At 63.5% G+C, this 16,655-nt stretch carries 15 protein-coding genes; 11 read left to right on the forward strand and 4 right to left on the reverse strand.

Features of this window, described 5'->3' with window-relative positions:
* Positions 1-7 precede the first annotated feature (7 nt).
* The 3 genes from HF916_RS38080 to HF916_RS38090 are packed head-to-tail and all read right to left on the reverse strand — an operon-like array spanning position 8 to position 4,000.
* Positions 8-1,639 carry an ABC transporter substrate-binding protein gene (locus HF916_RS38080; protein WP_168793900.1) on the reverse strand — a complete coding sequence of 544 codons (1,632 nt, stop codon included), beginning with the start codon at positions 1,637-1,639 and terminating at the stop codon, positions 8-10.
* Positions 1,640-1,678: 39 nt separating this feature from the next.
* A complete protein-coding gene (locus HF916_RS38085) occupies positions 1,679-2,740 on the reverse strand; it encodes an ABC transporter substrate-binding protein (protein ID WP_168793901.1) in 1,062 nt (353 codons plus the stop codon).
* 54 nt (positions 2,741-2,794) lie between these two features.
* Positions 2,795-4,000 carry an LLM class flavin-dependent oxidoreductase gene (locus HF916_RS38090; protein ID WP_206002059.1) on the reverse strand — a complete coding sequence of 402 codons (1,206 nt, stop codon included), beginning with the start codon at positions 3,998-4,000 and terminating at the stop codon, positions 2,795-2,797.
* Positions 4,001-4,450: 450 nt separating this feature from the next.
* Here HF916_RS38090 and HF916_RS38095 point away from each other — a divergent pair, with 450 nt between their 5' ends.
* From HF916_RS38095 to HF916_RS38145, 11 genes are all read left to right on the forward strand, one after another.
* Positions 4,451-5,506: an ABC transporter permease gene (locus HF916_RS38095; RefSeq protein ID WP_168793903.1), complete on the forward strand. Its 1,056-nt coding sequence runs from the start codon at positions 4,451-4,453 to the stop codon at positions 5,504-5,506.
* Positions 5,500-6,330 carry an ABC transporter ATP-binding protein gene (locus tag HF916_RS38100; protein ID WP_168793904.1) on the forward strand — a complete coding sequence of 277 codons (831 nt, stop codon included), beginning with the start codon at positions 5,500-5,502 and terminating at the stop codon, positions 6,328-6,330. Before HF916_RS38095 ends, HF916_RS38100 begins: the two co-directional genes overlap by 7 nt.
* A 41-nt stretch (positions 6,331-6,371) precedes the next feature.
* Positions 6,372-7,427, forward strand: coding sequence for an ABC transporter substrate-binding protein (locus HF916_RS38105; RefSeq protein WP_168793905.1), 1,056 nt, complete (start codon positions 6,372-6,374; stop codon positions 7,425-7,427).
* Between the two features lie 237 nt (positions 7,428-7,664).
* A complete protein-coding gene (locus HF916_RS38110; RefSeq protein ID WP_168795784.1) occupies positions 7,665-8,297 on the forward strand; it encodes a cysteine dioxygenase family protein in 633 nt (210 codons plus the stop codon).
* A gap of 87 nt (positions 8,298-8,384) precedes the next feature.
* Complete coding sequence (locus tag HF916_RS38115) at positions 8,385-9,818, forward strand: NAD(P)-binding domain-containing protein (protein WP_168793906.1); 1,434 nt, start codon at positions 8,385-8,387, stop codon at positions 9,816-9,818.
* A gap of 339 nt (positions 9,819-10,157) precedes the next feature.
* On the forward strand, positions 10,158-11,090 hold the full coding sequence (locus HF916_RS38120; protein WP_168793907.1) for a TauD/TfdA dioxygenase family protein: 933 nt from the start codon (positions 10,158-10,160) through the stop codon (positions 11,088-11,090).
* Positions 11,091-11,134: 44 nt separating this feature from the next.
* The gene (locus tag HF916_RS38125; RefSeq protein WP_168793908.1) at positions 11,135-12,172 is read left to right on the forward strand and encodes an ABC transporter substrate-binding protein; all 1,038 of its coding nucleotides are present in this window, start codon (positions 11,135-11,137) and stop codon (positions 12,170-12,172) included.
* 34 nt (positions 12,173-12,206) lie between these two features.
* On the forward strand, positions 12,207-13,007 hold the full coding sequence (locus tag HF916_RS38130; protein WP_168793909.1) for an ABC transporter ATP-binding protein: 801 nt from the start codon (positions 12,207-12,209) through the stop codon (positions 13,005-13,007).
* Positions 13,008-13,023: 16 nt separating this feature from the next.
* Complete coding sequence (locus HF916_RS38135) at positions 13,024-13,836, forward strand: ABC transporter permease (protein WP_240975834.1); 813 nt, start codon at positions 13,024-13,026, stop codon at positions 13,834-13,836.
* Positions 13,837-13,886: 50 nt separating this feature from the next.
* Complete coding sequence (locus HF916_RS38140) at positions 13,887-15,536, forward strand: FAD-dependent oxidoreductase (RefSeq protein ID WP_168793910.1); 1,650 nt, start codon at positions 13,887-13,889, stop codon at positions 15,534-15,536.
* Positions 15,533-15,859 carry a 4Fe-4S dicluster domain-containing protein gene (locus tag HF916_RS38145; RefSeq protein WP_168793911.1) on the forward strand — a complete coding sequence of 109 codons (327 nt, stop codon included), beginning with the start codon at positions 15,533-15,535 and terminating at the stop codon, positions 15,857-15,859. The genes HF916_RS38140 and HF916_RS38145 overlap by 4 nt, the downstream gene beginning before the upstream one ends.
* Positions 15,860-15,907: 48 nt before the next feature.
* Here the strand turns inward: HF916_RS38145 and HF916_RS38150 are convergent, their stop codons facing one another.
* A complete protein-coding gene (locus HF916_RS38150; protein ID WP_168793912.1) occupies positions 15,908-16,504 on the reverse strand; it encodes a nitroreductase family protein in 597 nt (198 codons plus the stop codon).
* Positions 16,505-16,655 lie beyond the last annotated feature (151 nt).

The raw sequence follows: 16,655 nt of genomic DNA on the forward strand, positions 1-16,655 counted from the left end.
AAGGGGTTCAGCGTTGCAGCCAGACGTCGGCGAAACTGGCCGACACGCCGTCAGGCGAGGTCGTATGGTTGTGCACCGCGCGCGAGTACACGGTCAGGTATTGCGGCGACACGAGGTTGATATCCGGCAGATCGCGTTCGAGAATGCGCTGAATCCGCGAGAACAATTGCTTGCGCTTTGCTTCATCGGTCTCCTCGGCGACCTGCGAGAACAACTCATCGATCTCCGGATTGCTGTAATGGGAGCCGTTGGTGAACGGCACGCCACGCCGGAAGTTACCGGTCGTATAAAGCCGCGCCACGCCCACCACCGGATCGAACAGATTGCTCATGCCGTTGATGGAGAAATCGAAATCGCGGTCGGTGTAGATGCGCTTCAGGTACGCCGGCAGATCCTGACTGCGCACGGTGACGGCAATGCCGACGCGGGCGAGTGCCGACTTGACGTAAGCGGCGGTGCGTGCGGGCAGATCACCGATCGGCAACGGATCGACGGTCAGCGCAAAACGCGTGCCGTCGGCTTTGCGTGGAAAGCCGGCTTCGTCGAGCAGCGTGTTGGCGCGCTCCACGTTGAACGGATAGGGCGTGGGCGCCGGATTGTAGTAGGGGCTCGACGGAATGATCGGGCTGGCGAGCGGCGTCGCATAGCCGTAGTAGATCACCTTGCGAATCACTTCGCGATCCAGCGCCGAGGCGATCGCCTGACGCACTTTCGGGTTCTTCAGAACCGGGTTATCGAGGTTGAACTCGATACGCGCCACGCCGGCCTGGAATTCGTAGCCACGAGTTTCGAGTCCGAGCTTCGGGTTGCCTTTCAGACGTTCGAGATCGGACAGGGGCACGGGTGTGTCGCCGCTCAGGTCTACGGAGCCGTCCTCGAAGGCGACCGTACGGGCGGCGGGATCGTTGATCACCTTGACGACGATGCGATCGAGGTACGGTTTGCCTTTGTCCCAGTAATCGTCGTTGCGCACGTATTCGACGTAGCTGCCGCGCACCCATTTGACGAAGCGGAACGGCCCGGTGCCGATTGGCGCGTTATTGGCGGGGTTGGTTAGCACGTCGGTGCCTTCGTAGATATGCTTCGGCACGATCGGCGTTTCCGATGAGGAAAACGCCTTGATCAGATACGGCGCCGGCTTCGACAGCGTAATCACGACGGTATACGGGTCTGGCGTCGCGATGTCGGTGACATTGGCGAAGGTGGTCTTGGCGCGCGGATGGACCTGCCTGAGCGTCTGGATCGAGTAGGCGACGTCGGCGGACGTAAAGGGTTGGCCGTCGTGCCATTTCACGCCGTGACGCAGATGGAAAACATATCTGCGGTTGTCGTCCCTCACTTCCCACGAGGTGGCGAGCGACGCCTTGGGTTGAAACTTGAAGTCGTATTCGAGCAGCCCCTCGACGACTTTCGGGCTGACCTTCAAGACATTGGTCGCGGTGGTCGCGAGGTCGACCAGTGCGGTCGGCTCAGGTGTGACGATGAAGTTGAGCGTGCCGCCGCGCGTCTGTGCGTGCGATGGTTGAGCGGCGATTGCGATGATGAATGTAACCGCGGCTGTGACCGCGAAGCCGAATGCGCCGCTGAGCAGGCGTTTGCCGCGGCGGCGTGACGCCGCCTGCGATGTGACGTGAGTCATCGTGGAATGGGCGAGAAGAAGAGAAGGAAGCGAGACCGCTCAGACGGTGGAAGGCGTCGGCGCATGTCGCCGCGCGAGCGCGGCACGAAGGGGCGCGGGATCGACCCATGCGTCGAAATCGAAATCCGACGCAATGAAGCCCCACTTGAACAGAAACTGTTTGAAGTCGGCGAGGGCGGCGAGCGCTGCGGGATCGAGCCCGATCGTCAACTGCCGACTCAGGCCGCCGGGATAAGCACGCTCGACCCAATGCTCGGCGCTGCGCGTTTCGCGGGCCACGTAGTGCGCCACGTCCGCGGGATGATGTTCGGCCCATTCGCCGGTGTCCAGCGTGCGCGCGAGCACGCGTTCGACGAGATCAGGGCGCTCGCGCAACAGTTGCGCGTCCACGGTGAGCGGGCGCGGCGTGCCGTTGTTCGCATGCAGCGCGCGATTGGTCTGTGCGCCGATGTCGACGAGGATCTTCGCATTGAGCAGGTTCGCGATATCGAGACCCGTTGCCCCTTTGACGAACACCACGTCGGCTTCACCGCGCAGCAGCGCTTCGGCCTCACGGGCAAACTCGTGCGGGCGTTGCGCGTCGAGCCAGTCGGCGAGCGGCGCATCGCCGGCCGGCTTGGCGTCTTCCAGGCTGCGCGGCGTGTGGGGCAGATCGACCAGATCGATGTCTTCGAGCTGCACGCCCAGCGCGCCGAGCAAGGAGGAAAAGCCGCGCAATGCCGTCGCGCGATGAAAGTCGACCACGCTCGCACGCGTATTGAGCGGGAATCCGAAGCGACGTCCCGCGAGCGCGTCCGGGTTCGCGTCGAGTTGCCGGTCGAGTGTGATCAGCGCCTGGAATTCGTCCACCCAACTCAAGCCGATCAGGCGCGTATCGCTGCCTTGCGCGCGCGCCCACAGCGCGGGAATATTGCCGCCCTGGCGGAACGACCACGGCTGCGTATGGGTGAAATGCGAGCGGCGGATCCGCACGTCGTCGGCATCCTGAAGCGCTTTGACGTCGATTCCGTCAGCTGTGAATTCTTCATCCAGCCAGCCTTTCTGCGCGGCGATGCCGAACGGTGTGGGGGCGGGGCAACGCGTATACCAAAGTCGGCTCATAGGATCACCTTGTGTTTTTTTCGCCGGTTTATTCGGGGATAGGTCCGCTCTTGATCAGTACCGCAAGCCCGCTTCGCGCAACAACGGCAGCACGCGCTCGCCGAAGAAATCGAGGTCCGGTTGAAAATCGAAGAAGCTCAATTGCACGCCGTCGACACCGGCTCGATGCAGCCGCACGATGTAATCGGCGATCTGCTGCGGCGAGCCGACGATCGAGATGTTGCCGCCCACCGCGCGCGCCGCGGCCTGATTGCGCTGTTCGGCATTGCCACGCCATGCATGAGCATCGCTGTCGAAACGATGAAAACTGCCTTCGTCGCCGTGCGCCACGATCGCGTCCCGATACGCGCGTGCTTCCGCCTCCGTCTCGCGACAGATCACCATCGGATTGATCAGGGTGCGAATCTTGCGGCCGTGTTTCGCGGCGGCCGCTTTCACGCGCGCCGTGTGCGCGGGCAACGCGTCCAACGCCGCTTCGATTTCCGATCCGGCCGGGCTGGTTATGAAAACTACGTCCGAGTACCGCGCGGCGAACTCGATGCCGGCATCCGAGCCGGTTGCATTGACGAGCAGCGGGCGCCCATAGCGCGGCTTCGGCGTGACAAAGGCTTTATCGAGCTTCCACGTCGAAAGCTCGGGCGCGAAGCTGAAATTCTCAGGTTGCGCCCACAATTGCTGCACGGCATCGAGAAACTCGCCCGCGAGTTCGTAGCGCCGATCGTGCTCGATACGGTGCCAGCCGAACATCTCATGCTCGATGGCACGATGCCCCGTGACGACATTGATGCCCCACCGCCCCTTCGAGATGTGATCGAGCGTGGCGGTGAATTTGGCGAAATGCAACGGATGCCACGGGCCATAGAGCACGTGACTGGTCGCCACCAGAATGATGCGTTCCGTGCGCGCGGTCATGGCGGCAAGCGACATGAACGAATCCAGCGCTTCACCATTGAACACGCCGCCGTAGCCGCCCTTCGGCAGCCATTGCGAGAGCGCGAAGACGAGATCGAATCCCAATGCCTCGGCCTTCTGCACCAGTGCGAGGTTGTAGTCGAACGACCAGTCGGTGGTGCGTGGCAGCGTCGACGCACTCCAGCCGCCGGCCTGAATCGGCAGGAACAGTCCGAGCAGCAGGGGCTGTTCAAAGGCGCGCGATACAGGGCTATCCGCGAATGCGGCGGGTGAGCGAACGGGAACGAAGGGCGAAGCGTGACGCGAATCGTCGGCGGAAGTCGTCGACGCGGGCGAGGGCGCAGCCAGAGTTGAGTGAGTCACAGTGAGGGTCCGTGCGGATCGACGTGAGAGCGGGCGTAAAAGCGCGTGGGCTCGATGGAGCAGGCTGGGATCCGCAGTAAATCACGCGAGGATTGGCAATGCCAAACAACTAATTCTGCTTTCCAATTGAGGTGCCAACCGTTGATCGGTCGTGCTGCCATAGCGGGTCGTCCGTATGTCGTAACGACGATTTTGCTTGGATATTTACGGGGTTTTTGTATCGACGGCAAAGACTATTGGATGCCTGTCGTATCCGCAAAGTCAGTGCCATGAAACAAATAAGCAAAGCGAAATTAGTTGGTTTGGATAGACCGTCAGCGCCGCGATACTTGATTCGTTAATGGCGGTCTCAATCAGTCGCCGCAAATCCGCCGCTATCGCTGTCTCACCAATCTGGCGCACGTCAACTCACCCATCCAGGAGGCGGGAACGCTTATGTCCACCCAGCTCGAATCGATAGCGACGCACGCTAAGGCCGGCGACGCGGGCCTGGCTGGCGCCGACCAAACCGGAAGACCGCGCAGCCTCTCACGCGGCGTGCTGATCGCAGGCCTTGCCGCTGTCGCGTGGCTCGCCAGCGCGGCGCAAACCGAATGGTGGCCGAGTCTCGACGACTGGCCCTACACAAAGGAATTCATTGCGCTGAAGCTGGTGCTGGCCGTATTCGCTGTGGCAACCGCCATCGCCGGCGTGCGCGATCCGTCTGCCGTGAAAGCGACGACGCGCACCGGCGCATGGCTTGGCGCGATGCCGTGGCTGCTCGCGCTGGCGCTCGGCGTCAGCGCATGGGAGGCCGTCACGGCGCAACTCGAATGGTTGCCGCGGCCCTTTTTCGCGCCGCCGCAAGCGCTCATCGGCGTCTTTGCCGAAGACTATCCGCGACTCGGCACGAGTGTCGTGCATTCGTTCGGTTTGCTCGCCTACGGCTATGTGCTGGGCGCGGCAGCGGGCTTCGTGACGGGCGTGAGCATCGGCTGGTCGCAGGCGGTGAGCTACTGGGTGCATCCGGTTCTGCGTCTGATCGGACCGCTGCCGGCCACCGCATGGCTGCCGCTGGCGTTCTTCTTCTTTCCATCGAGCTTTAGCGCGAGTGTGTTCCTGATCGCGCTGGCCACTGCTTTTCCGGTTGCCGTGCTGACCTGGTCGGGTGTCGCCGGCGTCAACTCCGCTTACTACGACATCGCGCGCACGCTCGGCGCGAGACCCGTTTTCCTGATTCTGCGAGTCGCGATTCCCGCGGCGTTACCGTCGGTGTTCGTCGGACTGTTCATGGGCCTCGGCGCATCGTTTTCGGTGCTGATCGTGGCGGAGATGATGGGCGTCAAAGCGGGCCTCGGCTGGTATCTGCAATGGGCGCAGGGCTGGGCGGCGTATTCGAACATGTACGCGGCGTTGCTGGTGATGGCGCTGATGTGCTCCGGTCTGATCACGCTGCTGTTCCGCGTGCGCGACCGCTTGCTGGCCTGGCAAAAAGGATTGCTCAAATGGTAGCCGTACCCGAAGTACTGAATCAGCCGGCCGCCACGGTGCCGGTTCGCGAGGGCGCACGCATCGACGTGCGTCACGTCAGCCATCGTTTCGCGCTGCGTGGCGCCGCATTGCCGGTGCTGCAGGATGTGAGCTTCGCGGTCGAACCGGGCGAATTCGTCGCGCTGCTCGGCCCGAGCGGCTGCGGCAAGTCCACCTTGCTGCGGCTGGTTGCAGGGCTCGATACGCCGACGCAAGGCACCGTGCAGGCCGACGGCGCCGTCGTTGCGGGCCCCGATCCGTCGCGCGTGGTGGTGTTTCAGGACCCGACCTTGTATCCGTGGCGCACGGTGCGCGGCAATGTCGGCATCGGTCCGCAAGCGCAGCGCAGAGGCTTTGCGCGGCGCGCCGGTCCGCAAGGAGAACGCGTGCAGCAACGAATCGATGCGGCGCTGGAGTTAGTCGGTCTCAGTGAATTCGCCGAGGCCTTTCCGCATCAATTGTCGGGCGGCATGGCGCAGCGCGTCGCGCTGGCCCGCGCGCTCGTCAACGACCCTGCGCTGCTGGTGCTGGACGAACCCTTCGGCAAGCTCGATTCGCTGACGCGCATCCGCATGCAGGGCGAACTCGCGCGACTCTGGCAGGACGCACGCTTCTCCGTGCTGCTGGTCACGCACGACGTGGAAGAGGCGCTGCTGCTCGCGCATCGCGTGATCGTCTTCAGCGAGCGGCCGGCGCGGGTGGTCGCCGAAGTTCGCAACGACGCGCCGTATCCGCGTCATCGCGACGATCCGAAACTGGTGGCACTGCGCCGCGAGGTGCTCGGCCAACTCGGCCTCGACACCTGAACGAATAAAACAATCGATAGACGACCTGAGGAACAGTCACCATGAATCCCTACGATGAAGCCCCGCTGAGCCTGGCTCGCCGCGCATGGTTGCGCAAGACGGCCTGGAGTGCGGGCGCGGCGGCGCTCGGTGGCGCTGCGCTGATGCCGGGCTCGCTGGCGTTCGCGCAAACGTCGCAAACGTCGCAAACCCAGCAAGCGCCGCTCAAGCCGCTCAAGCTTTCCTGGAACGCCGGCGCGATCTGTACTGCGCCGGTGGCCGTGGCGGTGAAGCAGGGCTTTTTCCAGCGGCACGGTTTGCAGGTCGAACTCGTGAATTTTTCGGGCTCGACCGACCAGTTGCTCGAAGCCATCGCAACCGGTAAGTCCGACGCGGGCGTCGGCATGGCGCTGCGCTGGATCAAACCGCTGGAGCAGGGCTTCGATGTGAAACTGACGGCCGGGATTCACGGCGGCTGCATGCGTTTGCTGGCCACGCGAGCGTCGGGCATCGTCGACGTGGCGGGACTGAAGGGCCGCACGATCGGCGTCAGCGATATGGCCAGTCCGACCAGGAACTTCTTCGCGATCGTGTTGAAGAAGATCGGTGTGGACCCGGAGCGCGACGTGAACTGGCGTCAGTATCCGGCCAACCTGCTGGGCGAGGCGCTGAAGAAGGGTGAAGTGCACGCCATCGCGGATGGCGACCCGACTATCTGGTCGATCCGCGAATCCGATCACCTCTATGAAGTGTCGAACAATCTGTGCGGCGAGTACCAGACGCGTTCGTGCTGCGTGCTCGGCGTGCGTGGTTCGCTGGTGCGCAAGGATCGCGCCACCGCGCAGGCTTTGACGCAAGCGTTGCTCGAGGCGACCGAGTGGACCGCCAATCATCCCGACGACGCGGCCACCATTTTCTCGGCCTATACGCCGTCCGCCGAGGTGAGCCAACTGGCCGCCATGCTCAAGAGCCATACCGATCGCCACCATCCGGTCGGCGATGCGTTCAGGAAGGAGATCTCGCTATATGCCGACGACCTGAAAGCGGTCGGCGTACTCAACAGCGGGACCGATTCGAACCGGCTGGCGAATCGGGTGTTCTCGGATGTGCTGGCTTAACGCTACGAACGCCGCGCCCGCGCGTTAGCGCTCAGGCCGCGGCAAACCGCCTTTCGAGCCAACCAGCCATGGCTCGTTGCGAAACGCCTGCACCCACGGTTTCGCGAGGCGTCCCGCGAACGAGTGCGACGATCGCAAGCCGGATCAGAACCGGTCGCGATGGCGCCGACACTGATCAAGACATTCAATGCGAAGCCGCGCGCGAGCGCGAGCGTCTCGTCCTCATTCCTTACGACCATGACAACGACCACGAACGAAACCGGTAGCGCCGTCTCGACGCAACGACGCGAAGCCGTCGAGGCGCTGCTCGCCGACGCCCGGCGCATCATCGACGAAAAAGGCGTGACCCGTGATGCGCTCAAGGGGCTCAGCGAGCGGCTCACGGAACTCGCAACCCATCGCGCTCTGTTCGATGCCGCCGATTTTCCGCCGCCGCAGCCCGGTAGCGGCGACACATCGACCCGCTACCGGCTCAATCCCGGTGAAGACGGTTTCGCGCTCTATCTGAACTCGCTGCTGCCGGGCAAGACGACGATCCCGCATAACCACGACACGTGGGCCGTGATTGCGGCGATCGAGGGCGCGGAACTCAACCGCATCTATTGGCGCACGGACGATGGGCGCGATCCGGATCGCGCCCAGCTTGAACTGGCGCGGGAACGGGTGGTGCGTCCCGGTGTGCCCATCGCATTTCTGCCCGACGACATCCATAGCATTCACGTCGGCGGCGCCGAGCCCACGTTGCACTTTCATCTGTATGGCCGTCCGCTGGAAACGTTGACGGGGCGGCTCGGGTTCGAAACGGGCACGGGCCTGATAGTGCGTTACAACGCGACGCACATGCAGCGCGAGACCCAGGCGGTCGGCTGATTCGCTTCGGCACGCAAACACATATCGCGTTCGCAACGTTTGCTCGATCTGCATCGGCAATACGCCGCCAACAAGGAAAACTGATTGATGACACAGACTGCCCATCCTGACCACGAGGCAAGCCGCACACTTGAACTGCTCGGTCCGGCGCCCGAAAACTGGGTGCCGGACCAGCCCGGTATCGACCACAACGTGTTGATCGTCGGTGGCGGCCAGACCGGCAGCGCATTCGCATTCGCGCTGCGGCGAGCCGGCATTGGCCGCGTCAGCGTGATCGATGCGGCCGACGATGCGTCGAAAGCCGGCGTATGGCGCACCCGCGCGCGCATGAACAAGCTGCGCACGCCGAAGTCTCTCGTCGGGCCCGAGGTCGGCCTGCCGGGGCTCGGTTTTCAGGCGTGGTATGAGGCGCGTTTCGGCGCGGCGTCATATCGCGAGATCGACCGGATTCCGCGCGAACAGTGGGCGGACTATCTGGCCTGGTACCGCGAATTTCTCGAGGTCCCGATTCGCTACGCGACACGGCTCGTCAAAATAGAGCCAGTGGGCGAGCATTTCCGGTTGCACCTCGAAGTCGACGGCAGCGCGAAAGTCGAGACCGCCCGCAAGGTGTTGCTGTGCAACGGCGTCGCCGGTAACGGTGGCGCGTTTGTGCCCCGCGCATTGGCGCAGTTGCCGGCGTCGCTTGTCGCGCATACGTCGCAGGCCATCGACTTCGTCGCGTTGCGTGGCAAATCGGTCGCGGTGCTCGGCGGTGCGGCGTCCGCCTTCGATGCCGCGGCAACCGCGCTCGAAGCAGGCGCAGCCGACGTGCATCTGTTCGTGCGCCGCGCGGCGCTGGCGGCCGTCCCGGTTTCGCGCGCGCGTGCTTACCCTGGCGCGTACGACAACTACTTCGATCTGCCCGACGCACTGCGCTGGGCGCAGGCGCTTCGCTTCAAGCGCTCGGGATCGACGGCGCCGCTGGACTCGATCGAGCGTGTCACGCGGTTTCCGAATTTCCATTTGCACCCTGGCGCGCAATGGGAATCCGCGCGTGAAGAAGCGAGGCACATTGCCGCGCGGGTGTCGGGCGAAACGTTTCGATTCGACTTCGCGATCGCCGGCACGGGCTATTTCATCGATTCGTCGGCGCGGCCGGAACTGGCCGATTTCGCGTCGCAGATCCGGCTGTGGCGCGATCAGTACACACCGCCCGCGAGCGACGTCGACGAAGGGCTGGGCGCGCATCCGTACCTCGGTTCTGCGCTCGAGTATCTGGAGAAGTCGCCGGGACAGGCGCCGTATCTGAAGGACATCCATGTCTACAATCCAGCCGGTTTCGTGAGTGCGGGCGTGCCGGTTGGCGACGTGCCGAGCATGAAGCGCGATATTCCCGCGGTGGTCCGGCGCATCAGCCGCGATCTGTTTCTCGCGGATATCGGTTCACACGCAAAGCGCCTCGCCGCGGAGATTCCTGCTGACTTCGACGAATCCGCGTATGCGTCGAGCGTATGGCAACGTGAGGCTTCGAACGCCTGATGCGGCGGGTGAGAGTGGGCCGTTGAGATCGATGCGGGCGTCGGTGACGCCCGCAACCGCATGGATGCATCTGTGATAGCAGCAAATGCACCACGTGATGCACTACGTCATGCGAGTGTCGCGCCGCGATTCCCCCGATCTTTGACTATAGGCAAGCAGCAACGACCTTCTAAATAAGCTTTTGTTCGAACCAAAGCACTTCTCTGGTGGACTCTTTTTGCCGCGATGGCGACTAATCGAATCGCTCGCCAACGCATATCCATGCGCTGAATCGTTGGTTGCCGATGCCGTATCGATCCTGCTTTCATGGTTCACGCCATCGACCCCAAGGAGGACACCATGAGTACAGTGCTCGACCATCAGCATCAGCAATCCGCCGCTCACCAGGCGCTTCGCGTACGCCGATACAAGCCGCTGATCGGCGCAGTGATCGAGAACGTCGATCTGTCGAAGCCGCTCAGTGATGAGAACCAGCAAACGGTGAGGCAGGCACTGGTCGATCACGGTGTGATCTTTTTTCGCGAGCAGACGCTTACGCCAGAGCAGCATGTCGCGCTGGCGCGGATCTTCGGCACACCAATCCGCAAGAATATCTATCTGCCGGCCGTCGCGGGCTTTCCCGAGATCGAGGTCATTGCCCACAGCGATAAAACCCAATCGGGCGGCACCGATAACTGGCACGTCGACGTTTCATGGCAGCCGCAGCCGCCCAAGGCCACCGTCCTCCACGCGCAGGAGATTCCTGAGGGGGGCGGCGGCGACACGATCTGGACCTCGTCGACGGCAGTCTACGACTTGCTGGATCCCGATCTGGCCCGCTACTTCGAGAAGCTGAAAGCGGTGAATACGTTCTTTGCGTCGCCCAAAAAGAACGCGCTGTCCGATCTGTTGAGCGGCTACGACATTCCCGAAGGCACGAGCGAGCAAAGTGTGGAGGCCGGCTTGGCACGGGTGCGCGATGCCTCGCAAAAGTATCCGCCCATCGAAGTGCCGGTCATCAAGACACACCCTGAAAACGGCCGCAAGCTAATGTTCGTCAATGAAGGGCATACCAGCCATTTGCTCGGCGTATCGAAGACGGCAAGCCAGAGTCTGCTGAACTACCTCTACGACCTGATCAAGACGCCGGAAGTGCAGGCCCGTTTCGAATGGCGTGCCGGCGATGTCGCGATCTGGGATAACCGTCAGGTCCAGCATTACGCGGCGCGAGACTACGGCTCGGCTCGCCGGCGTATTCACCGCATCACGCTGGAACACGACGGCGTGTTCTGAGCGGCGCACGCGCGCCTTCCATGTCGGACCACGGAGATCGAAGCATGAAGCAAACCGCGCGTCACTTGCGGCATCGTGTTGCTCGCCTGTTTTATCTGTCGACGCTCGTCGCCGGTGTGCTGTCTTTCGGCCACCCCGCGCTGGCGCAAACCCCTGAGAAGCTCGAACTGCGCTATCAGGGGTGGGCCAGCAAGGTGTTGTATCCGGAACTCGCCGAAGACCTCGGGTATCTGGCGCCGATCAAACTCAACTGGGTGGGCAATACGATCAGCGGACCGCAGGATATTCAGGCGGCGGTGACGGGCGACGTCGATTTCGGTGGTGCGTTCAACGGCTCGATCGTCAAACTGGTGGCGGCCCACGCGCCCGTCAAAGCGGTGATTTCCTACGTCGGCACCGACAAGGAGACCAATGGCGGGCTGTTCGTGCTGCAAGGCAGTCCGATCCATAGTGCGCGTGATCTGATCGGCCGTAAGGTCGGCGTGAACACGCCGGGCGCGTACGAACAATACCTGGTGACCGCGTATCTGGAGAAGGCTGGGCTGTCCAAAGAAGAGATCCAGAAGGTGGTGTTCGTCGCGGCGCCGCCGGTCAATCTCGCACAGTTGCTCAGGCAAAAACAACTGGACGCCGTGTTCCTCGAAGACATCATCAAGGACAAGCTGCTAGCCGACGGCGGCGCGACGCTGCTCACCACCGACTATCAGCTGTTCGGCTCGTTCGGCTACGCGAGCTATCTGTTCACCGACCGCTTCATCGCGCAGAACCCGAACACGGTGCGCAAATTCGTCGACGGGACGGCTCGCGCGATCGAATGGGCGAAGAACACGCCGCGTGCGGAAGTGGTCGCACGGCTGAAGAAGATCGTGGAGACGCGGCATCGCAATGAAGACACGTCGATCGTCAACTACTGGAAATCGGCCGGCGTGGGCGGCAAGGGCGGTCTGATCGACGCCAACGACTTCACGACGTATATCGACTGGTACGTGAAAAACGGTGTGTTGAAGCCCGACCAGGTGAAACCCGAAAACATCTACTCGAACCAGTTCAATCCGTTCAACCAGTCGGTGGCGGCCCATTAGGCGGCCACTGCGTCGAATCACGAGGCCCGCGAATATGGGTGCTGCTATCGGCGTGCGCAACGTCACGAAAGGGTTTCATCTCAAACGACGCGGACACTTCAGCGTGCTGGAGGACGTGTCCTTCAATGTGAAGGCCGGCGAGTTCGTGACGCTGGTCGGTCCAAGCGGCTGCGGCAAGACGACCTTGCTCGATCTGGTCGCCGGGCTCGCGAAACCGGATCGCGGGCAGATCCTGATCGACGGCAAAGCGATTGAAGGACCGGGGCTCGATCGTGGCATCGTGTTTCAGCAATACGCGCTCTTTCCGTGGAAAACAGCGCTCGGCAATATCGAGTTCGGTCTGGAAGCGAAAGGCGTGGCCAGGGCGGAGCGCACCGCGCGTGCCCGTTCGTTCCTCGAACTGGTCGGCCTTGGCGGGTTCGGCGACCGCTATCCGCACGAGTTGTCCGGTGGCATGAAGCAGCGCGTCGCGATTGCTCGCGCGCTGTCTTTCGAGCCTGCCGTGCTGCTGATGGACGAGCCGTTTGCCGCGCTCGACGCGCAGACGCGCGAGACCCTGCAGGACGAACTGCTGCGCATCTGGCAACGCACCGGTACGACCGTCGTGTTTATCACGCATTCAATCGATGAGGCGATCTATCTCGGCCAACGGGTCCTCGTCATGGCGGCCGCACCTGGTCGCATCACCCATGCGCTCGACGTGCGTCTGGAGCGCGGCGACCTCTCCGAAGATCTGCGCTCGACGCCGGAATTCGTGCGGCTCAGACACGAGATCTGGCAATTGACGCATCAGCGCCGGGCGGCGCCGCGACTCGCGGTCGCGCATGCGGCTTGATAGGGGAGTCTGAGTAATGAGTACCTTAGCGACCAGATTTCCGTCGGCGAGCTCGTTCGCCTCTGGTGTCGTAGCGGCATTGCCACGCATCCTGCGTGGCAGCGTCGCGATCGTAGCGTTCTGTGCGCTGTGGGAGATTCTGCCGCGCGCGGGGTGGGTCGATGCAACCTTTCTGCCGCCGTTTTCAACCGTGCTCGGCGCGCTGTTCGAGATGGTGCGTTCAGGCGAGCTCTCCGACCATCTGTTTGCCAGCGCGACACGGGCCGTGGGCGGCTTTGCGATTGCGGTGGCCGTCGGCGTGCCGCTGGGTCTTGTGATCGGCTGGTATCGCACGCTTGCGGAGCTTCTCAATCCGCTGCTTGAGTTGTTTCGCAATACGGCGCCGCTCGCGCTGCTTCCCGTCTTCGTGCTGGTGCTAGGCATGGGCGAGACCTCGAAGGTCTCGATGGTCGTGTACTCGTGCATCTGGCCTGTCGTGCTCAATACCGTCAGCGGCGTGCGCAATGTCGATCCATTGCTGATCCGCTCGGCGCTCTCGATGGGGCTGACCCCGTTGCAGCTGTTCCGCAAGGTCGTGCTGCCCGCGTCGGTGCCGACTGTCTTCACGGGCATTCGTGTCGCGGGCGCCTATTCCATTCTCGTGCTGATCGCGGCCGAAATGGTGGGCGCGAAAGCGGGACTCGGCTACCTCGTCAATTACTCGCAATTCACGTTCGAGATTCCGAAGATGTACGCCGGCATTGTCACGCTTGCGTTACTCGGCCTCGTGTTCAATCACGCCGTCCTGCTGGCGGAACGGCGGCTGACAGCCTGGCAAGGCGAGCGCTGAGCGTTCAACTTCGTCGGACAGTCGGCACATCACCTCAGGGAAACTCCTTCATGACGGACAACGCGGGAAAACATGGCCGGCCTCCGGTGACGGCTGCAGACAGCGCGGTGCGGCACGATGCCGACGTCCTCGTGATCGGCGGTGGTCCGGCCGGCACATGGGCGGCGATCAGCGCGGCCGCGAGCGGCGCGCGTGTAGTGCTGGCGGACAAAGGGTTTTGCGGCACCTCGGGCGCGACCGCGCCGGCCGGCACAGGCGTTTGGTACGTGCCGCCCGACGGGGATGCGCGCGGCCACGCGAAAGCGAGTCGTTTCAAGCTGGGCGGAGAACTGGCCGAACAGTCGTGGATGGATCGCGTGCTCGAGCAGACCTGGATCAACGCGCAGCAACTCGCCGAGTGGGGCTATCCCTTCCCGGTCGATGAATCCGGCGAACAACGACGCACGTCGTTGCAAGGGCCTGAGTACATGCGTCTGATGCGCAAGCGCGTCAAGGAAGCCAACGTGCGCCTACTCGATCACAGCCCGGCGCTGGAACTGCTGGTCGACGAACGCGGCGCGGTAGCCGGTGCGGCGGGCGTCGATCGTCAGGCCGGCGAGGCGTGGATCGTGCGCTCGGGCGCCGTCGTGATCGCGACGGGCGGCTGTGCGTTTCTCAGCAATGCGCTGGGTTGCAACGTGCTCACCGGCGACGGCCAGCTAATGGCCGCCGAAGTCGGGGCGGCGCTGTCGGGCATGGAGTTTTCGAACGCCTATGGCCTTGGGCCGGCGTTTTCATCGGTGACGAAATCGCTGTTCTATAACTGGGCGACGTTCTATTACCGGGACGGTTCTGTGATCCCGGGCGCGGGTTCGTCGCATGGGCGTGGGGTGATCGCTCAAACACTGCAGAGCGAGCCCGTGTTCGCCTGCCTCGATCGCGCCGACGAACAGATTCGCGCATGGATGCGCACGGCGCAACCAAACTTCTTCCTGCCGTTCCACCGGCTCGGCATCGACCCATTCACGCAGCATTTCCCGGTCACACTGCGTCTGGAAGGGACGGTGCGGGGAACCGGCGGCCTCAATCTGATCGATGAGACGTGTGCGACCTCGGTCGAGGGACTCTACGCCGCCGGCGATGCGGCCACGCGCGAGTTGATCTGTGGCGGGTTCACCGGTGGCGGTAGCCATAACGCGGCATGGGCGATGTCGTCCGGTTTCTGGGCCGGCGCGGGCGCGGCGGACTACAACCGTTCACAAGGGCGTGCCGGGCACCAGGGCAGGGTGTTGCGTGCAGGCGGCGCAGGACTGCGCGACGGCGGCGGCACCGCGCCTTATGACAGCAACGAGGTGATTCGCAGCGTGCAGCACGAGGTGTTTCCGACGCAGCGCAACTGGGCTCGCCAGGGCGATCTGCTCGATGACTCGCTCTCGCGTCTCGATGCACTGTGGCATCGCGTGCGCGGCGCCGGGCCGCCGCGAAACACGCTCGATGCGGTGCGCGCTCGCGAGGCGGCGGCGATGCTGGCCACCTCGCGGTGGATGTATCGCAGCGCGCAGCAACGCACCGAGACGCGCGGGATGCATCGGCGTCGCGAGCATGCCGCGCCCGATCCGTCGCAGAGGCAGCGTCTTTTGAGCGGTGGACTGGACGAAGTCTGGATCGACAGGGTGGCCGTGCCGCGGCCAATTGCCCAAACCGAAGGAGCCGCGGCATGATCGAAATCGTCGACAGCGCGCGCTGCACAGGGTGCAACATCTGCGTGCGCGCGTGCCCCACCAATGTGTTCGACGCCGTGCAGGACGGCGTGCCGCGTATCGCCCGTCAGGACGATTGTCAGACCTGCTTCATGTGCGAGCTGTATTGTCCCGAAGACGCACTATTCGTGGCGCCGCAGATCGAGCCGATGCCGCTCGGCGAGATCGGCAAGGTCGGCGACACGGCGTTCGGACACTACCGGCGCGCAGTCGGCTGGGGCCGCGCACGGCAGTCGACCGCGAACCAGGACGCGAGCTACGAGTTGCTGGTTCGGGCGCATTGAGAGAGCGTATCAGGCGCGCATCGACGCGCGCCGGCTCGAATCCTCCCGTCAGAGCGCGAGCCGCCCTTCCGACGCAATGACGGACAGCGGCGTCCGCTGACTCTGTACTTCGCGGGCCTGCAGCGCTTCCGGCAGTGAGGCCTTGTCGCCCGCGCGGCCGATCGCGATAGCGGCCTCGATCGAATAAACGTCCGGGACGGCGAGTGCCTGGCGGATCGTCTCGCGTTCGATGCCGGCCAGGCCGTGCGCATGCCATCCGGAGAGGCTGGCCTGCAGCGCCAGATAGCCCCAGGCGGCGCCGGTGTCGAACGAATGAGTCGGCGCGGGGACTTCAGCCGCGCCGCCGGGCGGCGTGAACGTGCTCTTCGACAGCACGATGACAATGGCCGCGGCGTGTCTCGCCCAGCTTCGATTGAATTCGTTGAGGAATCCGAGGAATTGTTCCCAATGCGGCGTATCGCGTCTTGCATAGACGAATCGCCAGGGTTGGGAATTATAGGAAGAAGGCGCCCAACGGGCCGCTTCGAGAAGCGTCAGCAGGGTTGCGTCGGGGATGGGATCGGAACGGAAAGCGCGCGGCGACCAGCGGTCGAGGAATTGCCGGTCGATCGAATGGTCGGCGGTACGTGCGTTCGATGTCGTCATGGGTGGTTGCTCCTGGAAAGAATGAATTCGACGTGCGAGCCTGAGGGGCAAGGACGCCCCTGGCGATGCGGATCACTTTATCGGAGCGCACTGCGCGACCGAACCGATTTATTCTCGCAACGTTATTCCGGTATCGATTCGACTTTGCAAT

It is taken from the genome of Paraburkholderia aromaticivorans, from assembly GCF_012689525.1.
Lineage (GTDB): Bacteria > Pseudomonadota > Gammaproteobacteria > Burkholderiales > Burkholderiaceae > Paraburkholderia > Paraburkholderia aromaticivorans_A.